The organism is Phaeobacter sp. B1627 (assembly GCF_006265095.1).
Lineage (GTDB): Bacteria > Pseudomonadota > Alphaproteobacteria > Rhodobacterales > Rhodobacteraceae > Epibacterium.
In genome coordinates, this window is sequence record NZ_VCNK01000007.1 from 37,022 (window position 1) to 59,803 (window position 22,782).

Annotated in this window: 19 protein-coding genes and 1 tRNA gene; 11 read left to right on the forward strand and 9 right to left on the reverse strand. The window is 59.9% G+C overall.

The window, feature by feature from the left end; translation table 11 throughout:
- Positions 1-66: 66 nt before the first annotated feature.
- Entirely contained in the window at positions 67-1,137 is a 1,071-nt protein-coding gene (gene mutY, locus FGE21_RS05710) for an A/G-specific adenine glycosylase (RefSeq protein WP_139662336.1), read from the forward strand.
- A 71-nt stretch (positions 1,138-1,208) separates the two neighbouring features.
- The gene (locus tag FGE21_RS05715; RefSeq protein WP_139662337.1) at positions 1,209-2,351 is read left to right on the forward strand and encodes an alkane 1-monooxygenase; all 1,143 of its coding nucleotides are present in this window, start codon (positions 1,209-1,211) and stop codon (positions 2,349-2,351) included.
- A gap of 70 nt (positions 2,352-2,421) precedes the next feature.
- Here FGE21_RS05715 and FGE21_RS05720 read toward each other — a convergent pair whose 3' ends face one another.
- The 4 genes from FGE21_RS05720 to FGE21_RS05735 all read right to left on the reverse strand — a co-directional run bounded on the left by FGE21_RS05720 (position 2,422) and on the right by FGE21_RS05735 (position 6,410).
- The gene (locus tag FGE21_RS05720; protein ID WP_139662338.1) at positions 2,422-3,816 is read right to left on the reverse strand and encodes an adenylate/guanylate cyclase domain-containing protein; all 1,395 of its coding nucleotides are present in this window, start codon (positions 3,814-3,816) and stop codon (positions 2,422-2,424) included.
- A 190-nt stretch (positions 3,817-4,006) separates the two neighbouring features.
- Positions 4,007-5,113 carry a site-specific DNA-methyltransferase gene (locus FGE21_RS05725; RefSeq protein WP_139662339.1) on the reverse strand — a complete coding sequence of 369 codons (1,107 nt, stop codon included), beginning with the start codon at positions 5,111-5,113 and terminating at the stop codon, positions 4,007-4,009.
- Positions 5,114-5,221: 108 nt separating this feature from the next.
- A complete protein-coding gene (locus FGE21_RS05730) occupies positions 5,222-5,839 on the reverse strand; it encodes a ribonuclease HII (RefSeq protein ID WP_139662340.1) in 618 nt (205 codons plus the stop codon).
- A 103-nt stretch (positions 5,840-5,942) separates the two neighbouring features.
- Positions 5,943-6,410: a hypothetical protein gene (locus FGE21_RS05735; protein WP_139662341.1), complete on the reverse strand. Its 468-nt coding sequence runs from the start codon at positions 6,408-6,410 to the stop codon at positions 5,943-5,945.
- A 165-nt stretch (positions 6,411-6,575) separates the two neighbouring features.
- On the opposite strand from FGE21_RS05735, the gene FGE21_RS05740 reads away from it, so the two are divergent.
- The 3 genes from FGE21_RS05740 (at position 6,576) to FGE21_RS05750 (ending at position 9,346) form a co-directional block, all read left to right on the forward strand.
- On the forward strand, positions 6,576-6,869 hold the full coding sequence (locus tag FGE21_RS05740) for a hypothetical protein (protein WP_139662342.1): 294 nt from the start codon (positions 6,576-6,578) through the stop codon (positions 6,867-6,869).
- Positions 6,841-7,542, forward strand: coding sequence for a hypothetical protein (locus FGE21_RS05745; RefSeq protein ID WP_139662343.1), 702 nt, complete (start codon positions 6,841-6,843; stop codon positions 7,540-7,542). The genes FGE21_RS05740 and FGE21_RS05745 overlap by 29 nt, the downstream gene beginning before the upstream one ends.
- A gap of 226 nt (positions 7,543-7,768) precedes the next feature.
- Positions 7,769-9,346 carry a DUF427 domain-containing protein gene (locus tag FGE21_RS05750; protein ID WP_139662355.1) on the forward strand — a complete coding sequence of 526 codons (1,578 nt, stop codon included), beginning with the start codon at positions 7,769-7,771 and terminating at the stop codon, positions 9,344-9,346.
- Positions 9,347-9,426: 80 nt separating this feature from the next.
- Here FGE21_RS05750 and FGE21_RS05755 read toward each other — a convergent pair whose 3' ends face one another.
- Together FGE21_RS05755 and FGE21_RS05760 are read right to left on the reverse strand one after the other, a co-directional pair.
- Positions 9,427-10,935, reverse strand: coding sequence for an aldehyde dehydrogenase family protein (locus FGE21_RS05755; protein ID WP_139662344.1), 1,509 nt, complete (start codon positions 10,933-10,935; stop codon positions 9,427-9,429).
- A 246-nt stretch (positions 10,936-11,181) separates the two neighbouring features.
- On the reverse strand, positions 11,182-11,610 hold the full coding sequence (locus FGE21_RS05760; RefSeq protein WP_139662345.1) for an Lrp/AsnC family transcriptional regulator: 429 nt from the start codon (positions 11,608-11,610) through the stop codon (positions 11,182-11,184).
- 309 nt (positions 11,611-11,919) lie between these two features.
- On the opposite strand from FGE21_RS05760, the gene FGE21_RS05765 reads away from it, so the two are divergent.
- Positions 11,920-13,752: an ATP-binding protein gene (locus FGE21_RS05765; RefSeq protein ID WP_176695368.1), complete on the forward strand. Its 1,833-nt coding sequence runs from the start codon at positions 11,920-11,922 to the stop codon at positions 13,750-13,752.
- Positions 13,749-14,195, forward strand: a complete 447-nt coding sequence (locus FGE21_RS05770) for a response regulator (protein WP_139662347.1) — start codon at positions 13,749-13,751, stop codon at positions 14,193-14,195. The genes FGE21_RS05765 and FGE21_RS05770 overlap by 4 nt, the downstream gene beginning before the upstream one ends.
- A gap of 59 nt (positions 14,196-14,254) precedes the next feature.
- Here FGE21_RS05770 and betC read toward each other — a convergent pair whose 3' ends face one another.
- Entirely contained in the window at positions 14,255-15,769 is a 1,515-nt protein-coding gene (gene betC / locus FGE21_RS05775) for a choline-sulfatase (protein ID WP_139662348.1), read from the reverse strand.
- A 562-nt stretch (positions 15,770-16,331) separates the two neighbouring features.
- On the opposite strand from betC, the gene FGE21_RS05780 reads away from it, so the two are divergent.
- The 3 genes from FGE21_RS05780 to FGE21_RS05790 all read left to right on the forward strand — a co-directional run bounded on the left by FGE21_RS05780 (position 16,332) and on the right by FGE21_RS05790 (position 19,554).
- Positions 16,332-17,378, forward strand: a complete 1,047-nt coding sequence (locus FGE21_RS05780) for a TRAP transporter substrate-binding protein (protein WP_139662349.1) — start codon at positions 16,332-16,334, stop codon at positions 17,376-17,378.
- Positions 17,379-17,470: 92 nt separating this feature from the next.
- Positions 17,471-18,052, forward strand: coding sequence for a TRAP transporter small permease (locus FGE21_RS05785; RefSeq protein ID WP_139662350.1), 582 nt, complete (start codon positions 17,471-17,473; stop codon positions 18,050-18,052).
- Positions 18,049-19,554 (forward strand): TRAP transporter large permease, encoded by a 1,506-nt coding sequence (locus tag FGE21_RS05790; RefSeq protein WP_139662351.1) that lies wholly within the window; start codon positions 18,049-18,051, stop codon positions 19,552-19,554. Before FGE21_RS05785 ends, FGE21_RS05790 begins: the two co-directional genes overlap by 4 nt.
- A gap of 65 nt (positions 19,555-19,619) precedes the next feature.
- Here the strand turns inward: FGE21_RS05790 and FGE21_RS05795 are convergent, their stop codons facing one another.
- A complete protein-coding gene (locus FGE21_RS05795; RefSeq protein ID WP_139662352.1) occupies positions 19,620-20,645 on the reverse strand; it encodes a LacI family DNA-binding transcriptional regulator in 1,026 nt (341 codons plus the stop codon).
- A 116-nt stretch (positions 20,646-20,761) separates the two neighbouring features.
- Between FGE21_RS05795 and FGE21_RS05800 the strand changes: the two genes are divergently transcribed.
- Positions 20,762-20,838 (forward strand) — tRNA-Arg (locus tag FGE21_RS05800).
- A gap of 136 nt (positions 20,839-20,974) precedes the next feature.
- Here FGE21_RS05800 and FGE21_RS05805 read toward each other — a convergent pair.
- The coding region (locus tag FGE21_RS05805; RefSeq protein WP_139662353.1) for a TniQ family protein at positions 20,975-22,782 on the reverse strand (1,808 nt) is incomplete at its 5' end.

The window sequence follows — 22,782 nt, forward strand, 5'->3', positions numbered from 1 at the left end:
GTGTTCGCCCTATTGTAAAGGGCCGATGGCCAGAGACCAGACAAACCAGAGACCAAAGGATAAAGAATGCGTGACCTCGCAGCCTCTCCTGAAATGCTGAGCCGGGAGATTTTGGACTGGTACGACCACAATGCCCGCACGATGCCCTGGCGGATCGGGCCTGCCGCGCGGGCTGCGGGTCAGCGCCCGGACCCCTACCGGATCTGGCTGAGCGAAGTCATGCTGCAGCAAACCACCGTTGCGGCCGTCCGGGAGTATTTCGAGCGTTTCACCCGTCGCTGGCCAGCGGTCACCGATCTTGCAGAGGCCGCGGACGCGGATGTCATGGGGGAATGGGCCGGTCTCGGCTACTATGCCCGGGCGCGGAACCTGCTGAAATGTGCGCGCGTGGTGGCCCATGACCTCGGCGGGGTTTTCCCCGATACATATGACGGGCTGATCGCCCTGCCCGGCATCGGTCCCTACACGGCGGCCGCGATTTCCGCCATCGCCTTTGATCGCCCCGAAACCGTGCTGGATGGCAATGTCGAACGGGTCATGGCCAGGCTGCACAACGAACATGACCCGCTGCCCGCAGTCAAGCCGGTGCTGAAGGACCACGCCGCAGCGCTGACGCCACCCTCCCGTCCCGGCGACTATGCCCAGGCGGTGATGGACCTTGGCGCAACGATCTGTACGCCAAAATCTCCGGCCTGCGGGATTTGCCCATGGCGTCCGCCCTGCCGCGCCCGGGCAGAAGGCACAGCCGCTGTCCTCCCCAGGAAAACCCCAAAGAAAGCCAAGCCGACGCGATACGGGTTTGTCTATCTCGCACGCTCCGCTAGCGGCGACTGGCTGCTGGAGAGACGCCCGGACAAAGGGTTGTTGGGAGGCATGCTGTGCTGGCCCGGATCGGAGTGGGAGGACTCGCCAAAGGACACTCCGCCATTTGCCGCAGAGTGGCAGAAACCGACGGCAGAAGTGCGCCATACCTTCACCCATTTTCACCTGATCCTGCAGGTCCGCACCGCTGAGCTGCCCCCGGACCACTTGCCCGCCCCGGGTCAGGAAATCCTGCATCGTCATAGGTTTCGCCCTTCCGACCTGCCGACAGTAATGCGCAAGGCCTACGATCTGATACGGGACGACATGTGCTGAAGTGCCCCTTGGGTCGGGGGCCGAACGGGTCTAGGCTTGGGGAGCAAACCGCAAGCCCTCCGGAGTTCGAAATGGACCAGTTCATATCAGCCGCCCAACTGCGCAATTGGCGTCACGCGCTGCCGTTCTGGCTGTCGCTTGTGCTGTTGCCGATGGTCTGGATCGGCGCGGTGCTCGGGGGATGGTGGGTCCTTCTGCCGCCGCTGGCCACCTGGTATCTGTTTGCGGCGCTGGACGGCGTGCTTGGTCTGGATCTGGACAATGCCGATCCACACAGCACCGAAGCCGATCTGACCTGGTATATCCGCCTGACCGCAATCTGGGTGCCGCTGCAATTCCTCACGCTCTTTGGGCTGCTGGCCTATGTCACCGGCGCCGGCCATCTGAGTAGTGTTGAGAAATTCGGTGTCTTCTTCGGAATGGGGGTGATCTCGGGCACCATAGGGATCAATTATAGCCACGAGCTGATGCACCAGACCAACCGCATGGAACGATGGATGGCCGACATCTTGTTGGCGATGGTCCTTTATTCCCACTTCCGCTCGGAACATTTGCTGGTTCATCATCGCTATGTGGGCACCCCTCGCGACCCGGTCACGGCACGCTACAACGAGGGTTTCCACCGATATTACCCCCGGGTTCTGCAACAATGCCTGCGCTCCGCCTTTCAGGCCGAGGCCAGTCGCCTCGCGCGCAGGGGGCTCCCCTGGAGCCACCGCAGCAATCCGTTTTTCCGCTATTGGACCCTGCAGGCGGCGATGCTGCTTCTTGCGCTGCTGCTCGGGGGTTTTTCCGGCGTGCTGCTGTTTCTGGTACAGGCCGGTGTTGCGATCTGGCAGCTGGAGCTGGTGAACTACATCGAGCATTACGGGCTGACGCGCAAACATCTCGGCGCGGGCAAATACGAACATGTGAAGCCGCATCACTCGTGGAATGCGGCGCAAAAAGCGTCCAATTGGCTGTTGATCAACCTGCAACGCCATTCAGATCATCATTACAAACCCGACCGGCGGTTTCCGCTCTTGCAAACCTACAGCGCGGCAGACGCGCCACAGTTGCCTTTTGGCTACCCGGTGATGACGATCGCGGCCATGATCCCGCCCCTGTGGCGGCGCGTGATGAACCCGAAAGTGCGCCGCTGGCGACAGACTTACTACCCGGAAATCACCAACTGGACCCACTATAACAAGGCCAGCAATCCCTGGCCTCGCTAGGCGCGCCGCGCGATACCGACCCAAAATCGACGCCGAGCAAGCAGTCGCGTCCGCGCTTCTGCCCAGCGCGTCACGGCCGTTCCAGCGACCAGATCGATAGGGGCTGCGCCAGCCCGCGGATGGTTTGATCCGGATGAAAGGTGAAGCCTTGCAGCAGATCGTCCGCGCCGCCTTCTTGCTGGACCTGATTGCACAGGGCATCGCTCATCGCGATTTGCGCAGACAGGCTCCGGGTCATCGCCTCAAGCCGCGATGCCACATTCACAGCGGTTCCGATCACCGCATATTCCAGACGGTTGGCGCCGATATCCCCCTGAACCGTTTCGCCAAAATGTATGCCGATGCCTGCCGTGATTTCCGGCTCTCCGCGCGTTACCCGCTCGGCATTCCACTGGGCCAGGACTTCACACATGGCGCGCGCGCAGGCCAACGCCCGTGACGCATCGGCCTCGCCGGGGACCGGGGTGCCGAATGTCGCCATCAGACCATCGCCGAGATATTTGTCCAGCGTTCCGCCATGGCGAAAGACCTCCTGTTCCATGCGGCCATGAAACCCCCTCAGCAGCTCGATGACCTCAACCGGCCGCATCGTCGCAGCCAGCTTGGTAAAGCCGACAATATCGATGAACAGCACGGCGACATTCTCCATCCGCACCTGTTTCAACGGCTCGTCATTCTGCGAAAGTTGTTCGACGACATTGGGCGAGAAGTAGCGCGACAAATTGGCCCGCTCCCGGGCAAGGCCCGCGTTCCGGTCCAGCATCAGATAAAACCGCCGCGTCGATTGCGCCAGAATCGCGGCAACCATCAGGAAAACCATCGCCTCCTGAATTCGGGAGCGAAAGTCGATGTCATTCGGGTCAAACAGTATCTGCAGATGGGGCCATGCGGCAAAGGTCGACTGCACATGGGCACCGAGCTCTTCGTCGGGCGTCATGAAGAGCCAGGCCAGAGCTGCGCCACCCAGCCAGATCGTGCTCGTCCAAAGGCCGATTCCCAGCACAGTGCGCCAGCTATAGGCCAACGTCCCTGCGGCCAGGATAATGAAGAAATACAGGAAGTTACCGTAGTGATAGTTGATCGGCAGGGGCAAGCCCTCCGTGTCCAGCGGATTGGGACAGACCATACCGATGGTCATCAAAACGAGATCCAGCATGATCAGGGCCACTTCGGCACGGGACCGCCCCACGCGGGCCAGGCGACGGATGAAAAACCCGTTTATACACAAGAGCCCCAGCAGCCCCACGTAGTAGAACTGCGAATAGTGGGGGTAGGCGATCACAAGGAAGACCGCGACGATCGGCATCACGATCCAGCGCGCCAGAACGGCCATCTCCACGCCGTGGCGCTTGTGCTCTTCCAACGCCTCCCGGATGTATTTTGTCTCCAGCCCGACGTCCTGCGAGACGGGGTCTGTTCTGCCTCCTGGCGGGGTGTCTGGTCCGGTTTTTGCGTCGTCGGTCATCCCGTCCACTCCAGCAATTTCATAGACTGTCGGCTTCGTGGTGCCAACCTAGGCGGGCGGGACGGCAGTTGCACGCATGATCCGGGCCACAGCCCAAAAAACCCCGCCGGAAAGGGCGGGGTGAGGTGCGATGCGCCGCCTCTGTCGAGCAGCGCACCGTCGGCTTCCACTGCGGGCATGAACCGGGGCCTCAGCCCTGCAGTTCCGCCCGGATCTGTTGTCTCAGCACATCAATCGGGACAGTTTTGCCCTCGCGTTTGAAGCACCAATATGTCCAGCCGTTGCACGACGGGGCATTTTCCAGATGGGCGCCCACCTGATGGATGGACCCTTTGATATTGTCTCCGATCAGCGTGCCATCTGCCCGAACCTTGGCCTTGTGACGCTGGTTCATGGAATACAACTCATCTCCCGGGCGCAGCATGCCACGCTCGACCAGCTGACCGAAGGGAACACGAGGCTCGGCCCGCTTTGACGCCGAGACCTGCAGCGCTTCGCGGTCGAACTTCCGCACATTGCGAATGCGCGCCTCGGCAACCTTGCGGTAATTTTCTTCCCGCTCAATGCCGATGAACTCCCGCCCCAGCATCTTGGCCACAGCGCCGGTCGTGCCGGTCCCGAAGAAGGGATCCAGCACCACATCGCCGGGATTGGTCGAGCCGACCAGAATTCGGTGCAGCAGAGATTCGGGTTTTTGCGTCGGATGCGCCTTGTCGCCATTGGCATCCTTCAGACGCTCGTGACCGGTGCAGATCGGCATCACCCAGTCGGACCGCATCTGGATACCTTCGTTCAGCGCCTTCAGAGCCTCGTAGTTGAAGGTATATTTTGCGCCTTCCGACTTGGACGCCCAGATCATGGTCTCATGTGCGTTGGTATAGCGTTTGCCACGGAAATTCGGCATCGGGTTCGATTTCCGCCAGACCACATCGTTGAGGATCCAAAACCCTTCATCCTGCAGAGCGGACCCCACGCGGAAGATGTTGTGATAGGAGCCGATCACCCAAAGCGCCCCGTTTGGCTTCAGAATGCGACGGGCCTCTTTCAGCCAGGCCTTGGTAAACTGATCGTAGACGCCAAAACTGGAGAACTGGTCCCAATCGTCGTCAACGGCATCAACCTTGGAGTTGTCAGGGCGGTGCAATTGCCCCTTGAGCTGCAGGTTGTAGGGCGGATCCGCAAAGATCATATCGATCGAGTTCGCGGGCAAGCCCGCCATTGCCTCGATGCAATCGCCACCTAGAATCGTGTTTAAAGGGAGCGCCTCAACGGCACCCTTCGTGATGGTTTTATTCATTTGCTCTGCCTCGATAACCACGGCGCTTATGCGCTCATTCTGGTTGCTCTTAGGATGAGTCATCCCGGATTCGAGGTCAATTTGTTTTTTAAATCAGTGTTCTGCGGTTCACTCTTGATACAATATCTTGTGGACCGGCTTGAACGAGCGCCTATGGTGTGGGGTCACACCTAATTCAACCAAGGCCTCTCGATGTTGTTTTGAGGGATAGCCAGCATTCCGGTCCCATCCATATCCGGGAAACTGTTGCGCTAAATCCACCATGATCCGATCGCGCGCCTCCTTGGCCAGGATCGAGGCCGCCGCAATCGACACCGAACGGGCGTCGCCCTTGACCACCGCTTCGGCCGGCAATGTCAGGCCACGGGGGATCAAATTGCCATCGATCAGCAGAAAATCAGGCAGCGGATCCAATGCCATCACCGCCCGTTCCATCGCCAGGTGAGAGGCCCGGAGAATATTGTGAGCATCGATCTCTTCCACGCTCGCATGGGCAATGGCCCAATTTGACCGGGCAAGGATCTCTGCTTCGGCAATGGCGCGTCGCTTCGCCGTCAATTTCTTGGAATCGTTCAACCCTTCGGGCAGGGCGTTCACATCCAATATGACGGCAGCCGCCGTGACCGGTCCCGCCAGGGGGCCGCGTCCGACCTCATCCACCCCTGCGATCCGCAGGAAGCCACGCCCGCGCGCGGCGTCCTCAAGTGATAAATCCGGTTTTTCCATGAGCTCCAAAGAACTGACTTTCAAACCGGGTTCAAGCCAAACCGGCGTCCACCTGCGGGACGGCGCAGGAAGACGCTCAGTGATCGACAGTCCGCCTGCGGTCCTAGCCACGCACCAGCCGGTAGCCGTGTTGTCTCAGGCAGTTGGGACGATAGCCGCGACGGCGTTGTTCCCTGTTTCCCAACTCCGTGTAGCAGGAATTCGGCAGATCCCGGGTGTAGTCGTAGCTGCGATGCAGGCACCCCAGCCCGACGATACGGTGGGTCTGGCCTCTCACACGCAAAGAGGTGAGGCACTGAGACGGCAAATCATAGCGCCGCACCCGTGGCGGCAGCGGCTTGGGGCGCGGTGTCGGATCTACATGCGGTGGTCGGCGGCGGTTGTCCTTGTGATCGTTGATTGCCGCGCCGATGATCCCCAACACAGCGACGCCCGCAATGAACTTGGCAATGTCTTCACTATCGGCGCGCGCGGGCCCTGCTGCAAATCCTGTCACGCTCATCGCGGCGGCCAGTATGAGCGCGATGAATTTGCGATGGAACGGGGCGGCGGTTTCGGTGGTGCGGGTCATCTGAGCTACTCCTCTATTGGGGAAACCGGTTGCAAAACACCCGGATGAGCCGACCCTGCTTCCGCCGCTGCAAGACAGGCAATGTCATCCGGCTGATATCCGATATCATCGCCGCAAAACCCTGTTGTCATTGAATATCCGCGCGGTTCACTCCATTGTGGCGCCATGAGATATACCTGTCGCTTGCTCCTCCTTGTTCTGATGATGGCAACCTGTGCACAGGCCGCGCAGGCCGCTGGCTGCTATGCCGATTACAAAGCCAAACAGGACCAGCCGCTGAAGCTTCATTACGGCGTGATGGAGCTTGGCGGGGCCTGTTCAAAACCCTCCGCCCGCCTTGAGATCGCCGCCAGACTGAAGCGAGCGGGCTGGACGCTGCTGAATGTTCAATCCGTGTTTGGCCCCGAAGGCCTCGACAAGAGGAAGGCAGATGCCGGTCCCTACTTTCTCCGTTTCTGATGCCCGCAGCGCGGGGATGCGCGTGGTCGCATTCGGCATCGGAGCCATTGTCCTGCTCTTGCTCGGCGCGGGCACGGTTCTGCTTTTGACGCTGCCCGATGGCAATGCCTTCAACGCGCGGGTTGAACGGCTCTTTGTCGAGAATGACCTGACCACGCAGGCAGAGATTCGGTTGCTCGAAATCCTCGCCCAATCCGGCACCGCCTTTGCCGACACATTGGCAAGCTACCGGATGGTCATTTTCGTTCTGTTGGTTTTCGCCACGGCGATGATGATTGCCGCCCTTGTGGTGCTGGCGATGCTGGTCATGCTCAACCGCCGGATGGCACAGATCGAGCGGGCCGGAATTCAGGTCACCGAACTGTTGATCAGTCGCGAGGAGAATACCGTCTATCTGAACAATATGGGTTTCAAGCTGACGCAGGCTGCGATGGAGACCCTCTCCGTTCTGGCAGAGGCCCGGCTGGATGACGATGTCTTGTCAGGGGCAGAGATCGAGGCCGTCGTGTCCGGGCGCAACAGTGCCGATTGTGACGAAGCCGCAGGGGCCACCCGGATCAAGCGGTTGCGGGACACGCTCGGCAATCAGATGATCAGCGAGTTGCTGGTCAAGAATATCGCCCGCAAAGGCTATGTGCTGGCCATCAGCAAAGACGTTATCCGGATGGTCTGACGGCTGTTTTGAGTATCTTTTTCAGCTGGCTCACCGCATGATTGGGGATGTGCGGCGCCCCGATATCAACTCCGTCGCCACTCCCACCGGTCAGGCCGACGGCCTGTTCCATCGTCCGTTCCCGCCCCAACACGCCCCTCATCCCTCAGATGTGATGGGGAATGGGGTGGAAATTCACCGCAGGCTTCCCCATCTTATGCGCATTCCGATGGATTTGAGCACCCCCATGAACATTCAGGTCACGCCGCGCAGCGGCTATGGTATCCTTGTCGAGCAGCTGGACGGCCCGGTTGCGGCCTATCACGGCAACACCCTGCTGGCGCGCAGCAGCCGCGCCAAAGTCATGTACGAGACACGGCTTTCTCCTGTCGTTTACTTTCCCAAAGACGATCTTCTGGTCGATATGGAAAAGGCCTGCAGCAAGACGACCTTCTGTCCGTTCAAGGGAACCGCCCATTATCGCAGTCTGGTCCTGCCCGGCGAAAAAGAACTCTGCGACGCGGCCTGGAGCTACGACGATGCCTTGCCGGAAGCACATCAAATCCAGGGGCATGTGGGCTTCATTCCGGAAGCCCTGGACCGGCTTGACCTAGGGCACAACCGCATCGAGGCACCGGATTACGGCAATATCTCCGGACCCTTGGTGGATTGGCTGTTGCGCGAAGCTGCGTTCCTACCGACGCCCGAAGAGTTCACGCTGGCGCTGGTCCACAAGCTGCAGGAGCAGGGTCTGCCGATCAGCCGCCTGACGATCCTGTCATGGGCCCTGCACCCCCGGATCGCAGGCCACCACTACCTGTGGGAAAAGGGGGTGCCCGGCGTGAAGACAATGTCGCCCTCCTATGAGATCCACGAAAAGCCCGAGTTCAAGAACTCGCCGCTGCGGCATGTGTCCAAGGGGCTTGGCGGGCTGCGATACCGCCTGTCCGGCGAGGTGCCGTCCGAGGACTTTCCGATCCTCAAAGAGCTGCGCGACAGGGGCGCCACCGACTACGTCGCCATGCCGCTGCCCTTTTCCGATGGTCGCATAAATGTGCTGACCGCCGCGTCTGACCAGCCCGAAGGGTTCAGTACCGCTGATCTGGGATTGATCTTCGAATGTTCCGCCGTGATCGCCCGCTACTACGAGGTGTTCATGCAGCGCGAAAATGCGCAGGCCGTTTTGGAAACCTATGTCGGCAAGCGATCCGGCGCGCGGGTTCTGGGCGGCAACATCCGGCGCGGGGACGGCGATGAGATCGACGCGGCGATCATGTTCTGTGACCTGCGTGGCTCCACCCTGCTGGAGGAGGCGCTGCCGCGGGACAAGTACATCCGCCTGCTGAACCAGTTCTTCGAGACGACCTCCGATGTGGTGCATGAAAACGGTGGCGAGGTCCTGAAATTCATCGGCGACGCGGTGCTGGCGGTCTTTCCTGCAGGTCAAAACCCGGCAGAAGCGCGCGCTCAGGCATTGACGGCAGCCCGCGCGATTGTCGCCGCACTGGCCGGGATCGAGCCCTGTCCGACGATGCCGCATCTGGAATGTGCCATCGGCATTGCATCCGGGTCCGTTCTCTATGGCAACATCGGCTCGCAGGAGCGTCTGGATTTCACCGTCATCGGCCAAGCTGCGAATATTGCGGCACGTCTGGGTGACTATGGCAAGACAGCGGGGCACAGGATCGTGGTGTCCCGTGACATCCTGACCGAGGCCTCGGACGCCACACCGCTTGGCCACGTCAAGCTGCACAATGTGACCAATCCCGTTGAAAGCTTCGCCATCGCGGCAGAGCTGCAGCCCCCTCCGCAGGCAGGAACCTGACGGAGAGCGCCGGCGAGCAGCTGCTGGCGCACGGGGGAGCCTCTGTGGAAATCGGCCTGGCCCCTACGGGAACGGGGATCTCAGATGTCGAACCTGACGCCCTGCGCCAATGGCAGCTCTGATGAGTAGTTCACGGTGTTCGTCTGTCGGCGCATGTAGGATTTCCACGCGTCCGAGCCGCTCTCCCGCCCGCCACCGGTTTCCTTTTCGCCGCCAAAGGCCCCGCCGATTTCCGCACCGGACGGGCCAATATTGACATTGGCAATGCCGCAGTCGGAGCCGGCCGCCGTCAAAAAGCCCTCGGCCTCCCTCATATTTAGGGTGAAGATGCAGGAACTGAGGCCCTGCGGCACATCGTTTTGCAGATCCAACGCTTCGTCAAACGCGTCGTAGCCCATGACGTACAGAATTGGCGCAAAGGTTTCTTCTTTCACGCTGGTGCTCTGGCCGGGCATTTCAACGATTGCCGGCGCCATATAAACGCCGCCCTCCGGTACGCCTCGGGTGATGCGCCCGCCTCCGTGAACCGTGCCGCCCCCCGCAGCGGCAGCCTTCAATGCCGCGGTCATGGCCTCGCCTGCCGCCTCATCAACCAACGGGCCGACAAGGGTGCCATCGGCCAGAGGATCGCCAATTGACAGACCATTGTAGGCGGATTGAAGCCGCGCAACGAGATCTTCACGGATAGAGTTGTGGACGATCAGACGACGCAGCGATGTACAGCGCTGCCCCGCCGTGCCCACCGCCGAGAAGACGATTGCCCGCACCGCCATTTCCAGATCCGCCGATGGCGCGACGATCATCGCATTGTTGCCGCCCAACTCCAGAATACAGCGGCCAAATCGCTCGGCCACCACCGGCGCGACGGCCCGCCCCATCCGGGTGGACCCCGTCGCCGAGATGACCGGCACCGCCGGGCTGGAGACCAGCGCCTGCCCCAGCTCAGCATCTCCGATCAACAGTTGCAGCAGCCCCTCGGGCGCATCCTCGCCAAAGCGGGACAGGGCGCGGGCGAATATTTTGGCGCAGGCCATCGCTGTCAACGGTGTCTTCTCCGAGGGTTTCCAGATCACCGGATCACCACATACCACCGCCAGCGCCGTGTTCCAGGACCAGACCGCAACGGGGAAGTTGAAGGCCGAAATCACCCCGACGGGTCCTGCGGGGTGCCAGGTTTCCATCATCCGGTGGCCGGGCCGTTCCGATGCGATGGTCAAACCGTACAGCTGTCGGGAAAGGCCCACGGCAAAATCGCAAATGTCGATCATCTCCTGAACTTCGCCCAGACCCTCTGACCTGATCTTCCCCGCCTCCCAACTCACCAGCGCCCCCAGATCCCCCTTGGCCGCGCGCAGCTCCTCGCCCAGAAGCCTGATCAGTTCACCCCGGCGGGGCGCAGGAACAAGGCGCCAGACCCTGAAGGCAGCCTGCGCCCTGCCAAGAATTTCCGGCATGTCGCCAATCGGCGTGTCCTGAACGACGGCGAGGGTGCGACCGTCGATCGGAGATCGTACGGACCGCGCTCCACCAGTCAACTCAGCAGTCCCGAAGCCCAGATTTTTCAGTATTTCATCTGCGGATTGTGTCATGTCTGTGGATACTCACGCTGCATTTGCCATTCACCCGCCCCGGTCGAGCTGGCCAATTTCGGTTTCACAAAGCGCGGCGCGCATCTGAATGATCATATTCGTGCCGGTGGGATAGGGTTTTACACAGCAGTCGGCCTGCGCTCTCTGGTCCACAGAGGGTGCCGTTTCAATTGTCCGTTTAGTAGCGGACGGATTGTCGGTTTGGCGGAAATATCTGCTATATCGACGGCTGATCCGTCATTTCGCTCAGATACGGTCGATGCGACGGCCAAATACGACCAGTGTATTGGTCCGCGTTACGCCGGCGAGCCGCCCGACTTCGTCGACCAGAATGTCCAGATCCTCTATCCGGGGTGCTTCGGCCGACACCATCAGATCGTACTCCCCGTTGATAGACAGGCATTGCCGTATCTCGGGATAGGTTTCCAATCGTTTGACTATACGGCTGGTTTCCTTCTGCTGCACTTCCATGAGAATGACGATCATCACCCGGCTTCCCTCATCGGGATCGCGCAAGACGACGGTGTAGCCCGCGATGATGCCCCGATCTTCAAGCCGGGCGATACGTTCATGCACGGTCGTGCGGGCGACGCCGAGCTTTGACGCAAGCTTCGTTGTGGTTTCGCGCGCATTGCGCTGCAACGCCGCCACAATTCGGCGATCCAGATCGTCCATGATGCCTCCGCCTTTCGCTGTCGTAACTTTCTGCAAACCATTGCCCCGGAGCGCAAGGTTCTTGGCCGCAAAACAGGGCGATCCCGGCAAAGGTCCCGCTGCGGCGCGACGGGTTGCAATGTGCAAAAACAGATTGCCCCACCAAAGCATGTCGCCGGCGGTCACTTCAACTCGCGCCACCTTTGCCCTCCGGCATCCCTGCAAACCCGAGATGGCGTTAACGACTTTGTCGCGTTTCGCAGCGTAAACTCTTTTCGTAGCCCACCTGTAACCAGTTAGTCCGAGTTCCAAACTGTCATGCGCCCAGACGTGATCAAGACAATTGTCCTCGGCGGCGCTGCCCCCTTGATTGCCAGCTTGTCGCTCAATGTGGCCTGGCCGGACGTGCGTTGGGTCAATTTTTCCGCGCATGCAGGTCTCGAAGCGATTGGCACGCTCTCCTCCCTGATCATCGCGGCCTTCATTCTGATCTTGCTGCGAAATGGACAGCTTGAACGGTCCTATGTGTGGCTCGCGACAGGGCTGGCAAGCATGGGGATGCTTGATGGCGTTCATGCCTTTCTGCACGGGGAGCACTCTTTTGACTGGACACGCAGCCTTGGGAACCTGGTCGGCGGATCAATTTTTGCGGCGGTGTGGCTCCCTGATCGCTTCACGCCCGGCCGCAATGCCACGGCCGTGGTTATCGGCTCGACCGTCTGTGCCGCAACGGTTGCCGTGTGCTACCCCCTGCTCGAACACCTCCTGCCGCCGATGGTACGGGACGGAGAATTCACCGGTACCGCTGCGCTCTTCAATGTTCTGGGGGGGATCGGGTTTCTTGCGGCGAGCGTTTACATCCTGAACCGCGACACAGGCGCATATGGCAACGCAAAGGTGGCCTTTTCCAGCCATGCCTTCCTGTTTGGCGTCGCAAGCATCCTGTTCGAGGTTTCCACCCGATGGGACATGTCGTGGTGGCTTTGGCATGCCATCAGCACTTCGGCATATATCTTTGTATTCAAATATTTTTTCGACATTTTTCACAGCCATCTTCAGTCCCTGGAATCTACCAGTGAACGGTTGAGTCACGCCTTCGGCAATGTCTTCGAAGCCACGACTGAAGGCATTCTTTTCATTGGTCACGACGGCCGGATCTGTGCGGCGAACCCGGCCGCGCAGACTATGTTCAAACTGGATGAGGCGGAGGCCAAAGATCTCTCGCTCGCCGATGTTTTGCCGCACATCCTGGATGCGGAACCGGGAAACGAAGAGCAAAATCAAACACAGCTGGCAGTTCGGCCGGACGGGAGCACTTTTCAGGCAGAAGCGACATTGACCGATTTTCGTACCGGCGGATCATACGCGCATTTTGTGATCATTCGCGATATTTCCGTCCGCAAGCAGGCCGAAGAACGGGTGCACGCGCTGGTCACTGCCCTGCAGGCGTCCAAGGAAGAGCTCGAACGTTCCAATGCGGAACTGGACACATTTGCATATGTCGCATCGCATGATCTCCGCTCGCCGCTCAGAACGATCCAGAATGCGGTCATCTGGCTGGAGGAAGACCTGAGCGAGCATTTCACCGAAGACACCCGCGATAGCATGGACATCATTCTGCGGCGCACCCGGCGGATGGAACAATTGCTGGAGGATCTGCTGCTACACTCGCGGATCGGGCGCAATACACCACAATCCCCCATGATTTCGGGCGAGGACCTGATCCGGAGGATTCAGGATCTGGCGCAACAACGCGAGGGTTTCAGTATTCAGGCCGATGATAGTTTTGCCTCTCTCACGGTGGAGAAAACGCCGCTCGTTCAGGTCCTGACCAACCTGGTCAGCAACGCCATAAAGCACCACGACAAAACAACCGGAACCGTCTCTCTGAGCGTATCCCAAACCGCAGATATGCTCACGTTCACCGTGACAGATGATGGCCCCGGTATTCCGGAGCGATACCAGGCCAAGGTCTTTGATATGTTCACCACCCTTCAGCCTCGTGACAAGGTCGAAGGCAGCGGGATGGGCCTCGCGATCGTCAGGAAATACGCCGAAGTCGCGGGTGGGACGGTTTCAGTCCTCTCAGAGGGCCGCGGATGCCGGTTCACCCTGACCTGGCCCAAAATTCCCCCCTCACAACAGGAGCCCAGCAGCCAATGACAGAAGATACCCCACATCCGGCACCCGTGAAAATACTGCTTGTCGAGGATGACGACGCAGATGCCAAAGCGGTCCGCCGGGCCTTCAAGTCAGCCCGGATCAGCAATGAAATCGTACGCGTGACCGATGGGATTGCCGCTTTGGAAGTGCTGCGGACCACCACCGCCGACGCGCTGACGGAGCCTTTCATCCTGCTCGTCGACATCAACATGCCCCGTATGAACGGGCACGAATTCGTGTCTGAACTCAGAAGTGACCCCAAGCTGTCCCGGCTGATTGTCTTTATTCTTACGACGTCCAATGCGCATTACGATCTGAAAACAGCGTATCAAAACAACGTCGCCGGATATATCGTCAAGGAAGATGCCGGTCGCGATTTTCTCAGGCTCGCAGATACACTTGCCTGCTATTGGCGGCTCATCGAACTTCCTGTCGGTGATTGATCGTACGCGGGCCACAACCCGGCCGGTTGGCGCGGCCCTGCGGGACAGGTCTTGCCTCGCTACTCGCCCCTCGGAAACCGGGCCTCGTCCTCGACGACATTCAAATCCATGTGGTTTCGCATGTATCGTTCCGATGCCTTTTGCAGCGGTTGATAGTCCCAGGGGAAATACCCCCCTTCGCGCAACGCTTCATAGACAACCCAACGCCGCGCCTGACTTTGCCGAACGTCAGCATCATATCGCTCCAGGTCCCAGCGCTCCGCTGCCATCGATTTGAGCGCCCGATAGGCTTGGGCATGGTCCGGGTCATCTGCAAGATTTCGTCTCTCATGCGGATCGGCCTCCAGGTCAAAAAGCTGATCCGGATCCAACCTGCAGAGGTTGAGCTTGTAGCGCCCCTGACGGAGCGAAACCATCGGCGCATAAGAGGCCTCCGCCGCATATTCCATCGCAACCGGGCTCTCGCGTGTCTCCCCCTGACCAAGCCGCACCAGGCTTTCGCCCGCAGTCCAGGGCATCACCTCTTCCATGCTGACGCCCGCCAGATCGCAGAGCGTCGGGCAGACATCTATGTTCGAGACAGGATCCGTGATCAGCCCCGGCGTCATTGAGGGGGCCGAAATCATCATCGGTACCCGCGCAGATCCCTCGAAAAAGCTCATCTTGAACCACAAGCCACGTTCGCCCAGCATATCGCCATGGTCGGATACGAACAGGATGATCGTATCCTCCTCCTGCCGGGTTCCGCGCAGGGCCTCCATCACCTCACCGATCTTGTCGTCCAGATATGAGATGTTGGCAAAATAAGCGCGGCGGGAGCGGCGTATATCGGTCTCGGAAATATTAAAGCTGCGCCAGTCATTGGCATCAAAAATGCGCTTCGAATGCGCGTCCTGATTGTCGTAGCCAAGATCCCCCACCTCTGGCATCAGATGCGCGCAATCCTCGTAGAGATCCCAGTATTTTTTGCGCGTGACGTAGGGGTCATGCGGATGGGTGAAGCTCACGGTCAGGCACCAGGGACGGTCGTCTTTGCCACGGGCCAGGTCGTAGATCTTTTGCGTCGCGTGGAAGGCGACTTCGTCGTCAAACTCCATCTGGTTGGAAATCTCCGCCACGCCGGATCCGGTGACTGAGCCCATATTGTGATACCACCAATCGATACGTTCGCCCGGTTTTCGGTAGTCGGGGGTCCAGCCAAAATCCGGCGGATAGATGTCCGTGGTCAGGCGCTCTTCGAAACCATGCAATTGATCGGGCCCCACAAAATGCATCTTTCCGGACAGACAGGTGTAATAGCCCGCGCGGCGAAGGTGGTGCGCATAGGTCGGAATGGAAGAGGCAAATTCCGCCGCATTGTCATAAACTCCCGTCGCCGACGGCAGCTGACCTGACATGAAACTTGCCCGCCCCGGTGCGCATAACGGGCTGGCTGTGTAGCAGTTGCGGAACCGCGTGGAGCGCTCGGCCAGCGCCTTGAGGTTGGGCGCATGAAGCCACTCGGCGGGGCCATCGGGAAACAGAGTTCCGTTCAGCTGATCGACCATGAAAATCAGAATATTCGGTGTGCTCATCGTCAGGATTCCCAACAGATTTTTGGTGTTTCACGTATAGCAGTGGCACGTCCGGCCCTCTGCGATTTCTGCGCCATGCGGCTCAGGCCGCCTACTGGCGCGGCCCTCGCGCACTCCATGAACCCGTGCCGATACGAAGCACAGGTAATCTTTTATTGACTGTTCAGTCAATAAAAAACACCCCTCCCCGAATGGGGTATGCTCCTCGGCGCGTGGAGCGAAAATCTGCGCAGAATACTCCGGTCAGAGGGGTGTAAGGCACAGGCAACACGGCATAATCCAAAGCTCACCGGCGATGTCGTCGGTTGATCAGCCCCCTGCATCATCCTAAACACATCGCGCAGGGGTCGCGCCCTGCAAGTAAACACCCCGCAACAGGGCGTCGCCTGCGTCATTGATAGTTACAATAGCACCGAACACCGCTGGGCCGAGGAAGCCGAATTCAACCAACCCGTCGTGCCGGACGTTACTTTGCCAAAAAATTGGGCGCGACATTGCAATGGCATAGGATAAGGTTGGCGCGGAGGAGCTGAAAAGGTTCCCGGTCAAAGGGAGGAAAAACATGACCACTCGCAGAACAATTCTGGGTGCGGCGACTGCACTTGCGGTGTCCGCAATGGGAGTTCTGCCCGCTGCAGCGCAGGAGGTGACACTCAAGATGCACCAATTCCTGCCAGCACAGGCGAATGTACCAAAGCTGATACTGGATGTTTGGGCCGACAAAGTCGAAGCGGCCTCCGACAACCGTATCAAGATTGACCGCTACCCATCTATGCAACTGGGAGGCAAGCCGCCAGAGCTGATCGACCAGGCGCAGGACGGGGTTGCGGATATCGTCTGGACTGTGGTCGGCTACACACCCGGCCGTTTTCCGTCGACCGAGGTCTTCGAGCTTCCCTTCATGATGACAAATGCGCGCGCCGTCAGCCATGCCTATTGGGACATGATGGAGGCGCATTGGCTCGACAGCGAATTCAAGGATTTCAAAATACTCGCCGGCTGGGTCCACGGCCCCGGCATCTTTCACACCACGGACCCAGTGGAAACGCCGAGCGATCTCGAAGGGATGAAAATTCGCGGCGGATCGCGCTCGGTCAACGCACTGTTGACCGAATTGGGCGCCACCCCCGTGGGCATGCCCGTCCCGGCGATCTCAGAGGCGCTGTCCAAGGGCGTGATTGACGGCACCACCATACCGTGGGAGGTGACCACCTCGCTCAAGGTTCCGGAGCTGGTTGAAAACCATATGGAATTTGAAGGTCAGGCGCTCTATACGCTAACGTTCGTCCTGGCGATGAACAAAGAGAAATACGACAGTCTGCCGGACGATCTGAAGCAGGCCCTCGACGACAATTCCGGTCTCGAGATGTCCGTTTTTGCCGGCGGCACAATGGCAGATGCCGATTTGCCCGCGAAAGAAGCGGCGCTTGATCTCGGCAATAATGTGATCAGCCTGAATGCGAAAGAAACCGCAGTGTGGCGCGAGCGCTCGCAGCCGATCTATGACAAATGGCTCGCGGATATGTCCGAGCGCGGCATCGACGGGCAAGCGCTTCTGGATGAAGCCACCATGCTGATTGAAAAATACACGCCGCAATACTCCGACTGATCTCTGTATCCATTGACGGGGTCCGCCAAGCTGTTCGGCGGGCCCCGTCGCATGCAATGGTACTATGACACATGCCAAAGGTGGGCACTCGCATGCACAATTATATGACAGGTCTGGCGCGGGTCATGGCAATGATCGGTGGCGCTGTTCTCATGGTCCTGATCCTCCTGACCTGCACGTCCGTGGCCGGGCGGGTGCTCGACGGCTTTTTTCACGGCGACTGGATGGAGAGCAACCTCCCTCGCTTTGCCGAATGGATGGCCGCACGGGTCGGGCCCATCAACGGCGACTTCGAGCTGGTCGAAGCCGGAGTGGCCTTTGCGATTTTTTCGTTCATTCCACTGTGCCAGATCACCGCAGGTCATGCGGCCGTTGATGTCTTTGCAAACACCCTGTCGCCCCGCGTGAACCGCGCCCTTCGCATGGCGACAGAGATCACCTTTGCACTGGTGTTGATGCTGATTGCGTGGCGCCTGGCAGAGGGCACCCTCAGCAAGTACCAAAACGGCGAAACCTCCTTCTTGCTGGAATTCCCGATCTGGTGGGCCTATGGCGCCAGCCTGGTTTCTGCGCTGGTCGCCGCGATCGTGGGCATCTATATGGCGGCAGTCCGCAGCTACGAGGCATTGACCGGCGAAATTCTGGTCTGGGATGGGGTGGAGATAGAGCCATGAGTGCGCTTGAAATCGGCATCTGGTCCTTTCCGGTTCTGATGGCGCTGATCTTCATACGGGTGCCTATCGGCCTCGCGATGTTTCTGGTCGGCCTTGGCGGGCTGGTCATGGTCACGGGCGACACGGTTGTGGCCTTCGGGCGCCTCAAGAACGAAACCTATTCGACGTTTTCGTCCTATTCCCTCTCTATCATCCCGATGTTTTTTCTGATGGGACAGTTCGCCACTTTGGGGGGCATGTCTTCGGCATTGTTCAAAGCCGCCGAAGGCTTCATCGGCCATCGAAGAGGCGGCGTCGCAATGGCCGCGATTGGCGCCTGCGCCGGCTTTGGCGCGATCTGCGGCTCCTCCCTGGCGACAGCGGCAACCATGGGCCGTGTCGCACTGCCCGAGTTGAAGAGCTATGGATATGCCAGCGGGTTTTCCACGGCCACCCTCGCCGCCGGCGGCACGCTCGGGATCCTGATCCCGCCCTCAGTGGTGCTGGTGATCTACGCCATTCTGACCGAGCAGAACATCGCCAAACTGTTTCTCGCCGCCTTCGTCCCCGGCATCCTCGCCGCCATCGGCTATGTGCTGGCCATATCGATCTATGTCCGGCTCTTTCCCGAAAGCGCCGGCACCCGCGATCCCATTCCATGGCGTGAACGGTTCTCTCTTCTGGTCGCTGTCTGGCCCGTGCTGCTGGTGTTTGGCCTCGTCGTCGGCGGCATCTACGCCGGTTGGTTCACCCCGACAGAGGGTGCGGCTGTTGGCGCGCTCGGCACCGGAGTGATTGCCTGGCTGAACGGCGGGCTGACCCGAAAATCCACGGCCGAGAGTTTTCTGATCACCGCCCGCTCCACGGCGATGATTTTCTTCATCGTCTTGGGGGCCGGCTTCTACAACGGCTTCCTCGCGCTCACACAGGTGCCGCAGGAACTCGCAAATTTCGTCGTCACACAGGGGCTTAGCCCGTGGATGGTGCTTGCGCTGATCCTCGTCTTCTATTTGCTGCTGGGCTGCTTGATGGATAGCTTGTCGATGATCTTGCTGACCATCCCGATCTTCTATCCGGTGATTTCATCGATGGACTTCGGCCTCGTGTCGCTGCCTGCCCTGCAGGCGGAGGCAGCGATGGACGTCCTGCGCAGCGGTGTGCCCGAGGGGATGGGACGCGACATGCTGGCCTCTATCCAGGAGGCCATCGCAAGCGGCGCGGAACTCACTCGGGACCAGATGAAAGAGCTCGGCATTCGCGTCACCCGTGGCATCGCCAACCGGCTGGAGACCGAATACGTCGCCATCTGGTTCGGCATTCTGACCCTGATCGTGGTGGAGGTCGGCCTCATCACCCCGCCGGTCGGCATGAACCTCTTTGTGATCAATGCAATGGATCCGAAGTCGCGCATGGTGGACACCTACAAGGCGGTGATGTTTTTTGTCGCCTCCGACCTCGTCCGGGTGGTCATCCTCGTCCTGTTTCCCGTGATCACGCTATTGCCGCTCATGCTGCTCTACTAGCTCCGCACGAAACGCAATGACGCGCGGCCATCACGGGCCGCGCGTCATCGCAGCAAAACAGGCGCCTATCGCCGTTTCAACGTATCTCCGAAACTGATTTTCGGCGTCAGAGTAATGTGCCGTTCCGTCTCGGTCGCAGGCTCGTCCAATTGCGACGCGATGATCTGTGCCGCTTTCATGCCAATTTCCTGCCGACAGGCGTCCATAGTGGCCAACTGCCGGGGCAAGCCGGCCAAAAGCTCTACGCCATTGAACCCGGCAAGGCCGATCTGACCCGGCACGTCGATGCCCTGATCCAAAAGATACAATAGCCCACCGGCTCCTATCATATCATTGGAATAATACAGAAAATCCAGCTCTGGTGAGCGTTCGAGCATCGCTTGGGTCATTTCGCGCCCCTTCGCAAGGGCGGAGCCCCCGGAGTAGAATTCGCGATCCTCGATCTCTATTCCCTCTTTGGCCAAGGCCTCTGTGAAGCCCTCAAACCGTTTCCGGGCCCGGTGGTCCAGTGGCATTTTGGTGCCCATGAAACCAATGCGGCTATACCCGGCCTTCAGGATCGCCTTGGCCATCTCACGCCCGGCCCGCCTGTGCGAAATCCCAACCATCGCATCAACGGGATTGCCGTCCGTGTCCATGATCTCAACCACCGGAATTCCAGAAGCCGCAAGCATCGCCCGCGCCGCTTCCGTGTGCTCAAGCCCGGCGATGATCACGCCTGACGGACGCCAGGACAGCATCTCATACAGGACCTTTTCTTCTTTTTCCGGCTGGTAATCAGTGACGCCGACAACCGGCTGCAGTTCGGTATCCTCAAGCACCCGATTGATGCCCGTCAGAACCTCCGGAAAGACCATATTCGACAATGACGGAATGATCACGGCCACCAGATTGACCCGTTTGGATGCCAATGCGCCAGCGATCTTGTTTGGAACGTAACCAAGCTCTTTTGCGGCCAACAGCACCTTTTGCCGCGTCTTGTCGGACACATCGCCCCGGTTCCGCAAGACGCGGCTGACCGTCATCTCAGACACCCCAGTCGCATCTGAAACATCGCGTAGCGTCAGCGGACGCTTGTTTTCATTGCTCACGTGCTTGGCCTCTTTGCTTTGTTACTGTGAGGTTAGCCAGTCATGAGGGGCGGCACAATGGCCCTTGCAAAGCTTGTGATCTGCAAGACTATTTGTTATCGCCAGACGCAGTATCAGGCCCCGTGGCTCAACTGGATAGAGCAGCCCCCTCCTAAGGGGCAGGTTGCAGGTTCGAATCCTGCCGGGGTCACCAAAAACACTTGTATGTGTGTTGTTCGACATCCAAAGGCCGTCTTTTCGACAAAAGACGGGTTTTGAGCAATCAACCCTTTTTGCTGTCGATCTGGCTGCCTTTGCCGGAATACTGCGGTCAAATGGGGCGTACGGGATCAGCTCTGGCCAAGACCTACCGCCCTTTGCAGCACCGGTTCGGCCTCTTGGCGTAGGTAAAGGGGACCGAAGTCCACTCCATCAGGCGAGAACGGGCTGACGCCGGCGGCGCGCAGCTTGGCGGTGCAGGTCTGGCGATGGAGGCCGAATTCACTCTGCATGGTCGCAGGGATCAGGAATCGGCGGTGGAATTTAGCCTTATCGTCCTCAGAGACATAAAGAACGGCCCGCCGCGTCACAGGGTGCCGGTTCCAGAATGCTGGTGCATGACCGGCCTGATGCAGCGCCGGATACCAGCCCCTGCGCCTCATGCCGATGCTGGTCGCAAAGACCGAGGCTGGTTGCCCGGCCGCCGCCGTTTCATCGCGACGGCGGACATGAGGGCGCGCCCCAGTCAGGCTGTCGACCTCGGCCTTCAGAACCATGAACGATCGATAGCCCGATTGCCCGGGATCGCGCGCAACCCTCATGTTCCTCTCCCTGATGGCATTCAGCATTGCGCCGACCGGCAGGCCGGTGCGCTGTTTCGCGAACTGGAGCCCCTCCCAGACAGAGCCTTCGGCCGGATCGGGTTGCATCAGGGCGTGCAGTTCCGCAACCAGTGCCAGCCCGTCGGCGAGCCGCCAAGGCGCCTTGACCCGAGGATGCTTGGTCAGTGGGCGAATGATTTTCTCTTCCCGTAGGGTGCGAAGCTGTGCCTCTGTCGCGCCCATGGCCGCAAGCATGTCGCCCCGTCCAACCAGCGTTGGGATCTCGGCCAGAAGCCACGCATATTCGGCCGCGTCGAAGGTGCGCAGCGCAAAAGGGCGAATATCCGCGGCGGGCAATCCCCCGGCGTCGATTAGGATCTGCTCGACTAGTTTTGTCGAGACGCCGATCTCATTTGCCGCCGTTCTGGGGGTATGAAGTCGCCGTGCCGGCAGCACCTCACCCAGGACGCGCTCGCCGGCGGCAATCGGCCAGGTCTCGAGAATGCAATCCCGCAGCATCGTGCGGAATGGATCGAAGGCTGCATCTGTCAGGTAGTCATCAAGCGCGACATACAGCTTTCCGAAGGTCTGCCGCGGCGCGACCTGTCTGCCGCCGCTGCTTCGGGCGAGGTCCCGCAGGGCCTGACGGAAGGTCGCCTCTCCTTGGGAAAGGGCCGCGAAACCGGCTGCATGAGCCTCTGCCACTTGTCTATCGCCACGGCTTGCTTCGGGGGAGCGATGTTGCAGCAGGGCCATCCCGAAGAGCGCGGAGATCGTTGTTACTGCATATACACCGTGCCCGGACAGCCAGGTCGGATCCTCGCCGGTCTCGAGGCGGTTATCCAGCCAGAGATCGTAATCTGTCGGTGCAGAGCGGGGTCGATCGAACACCCCGGCCATGATCCCGGGGGCAAGATCGCGCAGCCGGGCGGCGCTGTCGAACCTCTCGGAAGGCCTAGCGACGTCCCAAAGCGGCACGATAGGGTGGTGGTGGCGGCAGCAGAGATTGACCGACCGCAACAGCCAGTCGCCCCGCATCGCCATGGATCGTTCCGGATGGCCGGGCGTCGCTTGGGCATCCTCTTGCAGGCACAACGGGCACCCCCGCATGACCGGGTTGCGCAGGGCGCGCGATACAAAGGCTTCACCTCTGAAGGTCATCCTGACGTCACCGACAGGCACGCCGGTCCAAGACGCAAGTTCATCACGTATCGCAGATTCCAGCCCTGCTGCTTCGGCCAGGCAATCAAGGGCAGCAGTCTCTACGTCCAGAAAGCGACGAATCTGATGGCCGAGATCAATGGAAAAGTCGCTCGGTAATCCCCCCATTTTTAATG

Excerpts from the sequence above, each read along its gene's own strand:
- FGE21_RS05785 (WP_139662350.1), top strand. The coding sequence starts at position 17,471 with ATGCACAATTATATGACAGGTCTGGCGCGGGTCATGGCAATGATCGGT.
- FGE21_RS05735 (WP_139662341.1), bottom strand. The coding sequence starts at position 6,410 with ATGACCCGCACCACCGAAACCGCCGCCCCGTTCCATCGCAAATTCATC.
- FGE21_RS05755 (WP_139662344.1), bottom strand. The coding sequence starts at position 10,935 with ATGACACAATCCGCAGATGAAATACTGAAAAATCTGGGCTTCGGGACT.
- FGE21_RS05750 (WP_139662355.1), top strand. The coding sequence starts at position 7,769 with ATGAACATTCAGGTCACGCCGCGCAGCGGCTATGGTATCCTTGTCGAG.
- FGE21_RS05780 (WP_139662349.1), top strand. The coding sequence starts at position 16,332 with ATGACCACTCGCAGAACAATTCTGGGTGCGGCGACTGCACTTGCGGTG.
- FGE21_RS05790 (WP_139662351.1), top strand. The coding sequence starts at position 18,049 with ATGAGTGCGCTTGAAATCGGCATCTGGTCCTTTCCGGTTCTGATGGCG.
- betC (WP_139662348.1), bottom strand. The coding sequence starts at position 15,769 with ATGAGCACACCGAATATTCTGATTTTCATGGTCGATCAGCTGAACGGA.
- FGE21_RS05725 (WP_139662339.1), bottom strand. The coding sequence starts at position 5,113 with ATGAATAAAACCATCACGAAGGGTGCCGTTGAGGCGCTCCCTTTAAAC.
- FGE21_RS05720 (WP_139662338.1), bottom strand. The coding sequence starts at position 3,816 with ATGACCGACGACGCAAAAACCGGACCAGACACCCCGCCAGGAGGCAGA.
- FGE21_RS05770 (WP_139662347.1), top strand. The coding sequence starts at position 13,749 with ATGACAGAAGATACCCCACATCCGGCACCCGTGAAAATACTGCTTGTC.
- FGE21_RS05740 (WP_139662342.1), top strand. The coding sequence starts at position 6,576 with ATGAGATATACCTGTCGCTTGCTCCTCCTTGTTCTGATGATGGCAACC.
- FGE21_RS05760 (WP_139662345.1), bottom strand. The coding sequence starts at position 11,610 with ATGGACGATCTGGATCGCCGAATTGTGGCGGCGTTGCAGCGCAATGCG.
- FGE21_RS05730 (WP_139662340.1), bottom strand. The coding sequence starts at position 5,839 with ATGGAAAAACCGGATTTATCACTTGAGGACGCCGCGCGCGGGCGTGGC.
- mutY (WP_139662336.1), top strand. The coding sequence starts at position 67 with ATGCGTGACCTCGCAGCCTCTCCTGAAATGCTGAGCCGGGAGATTTTG.
- FGE21_RS05745 (WP_139662343.1), top strand. The coding sequence starts at position 6,841 with ATGCCGGTCCCTACTTTCTCCGTTTCTGATGCCCGCAGCGCGGGGATG.
- FGE21_RS05715 (WP_139662337.1), top strand. The coding sequence starts at position 1,209 with ATGGACCAGTTCATATCAGCCGCCCAACTGCGCAATTGGCGTCACGCG.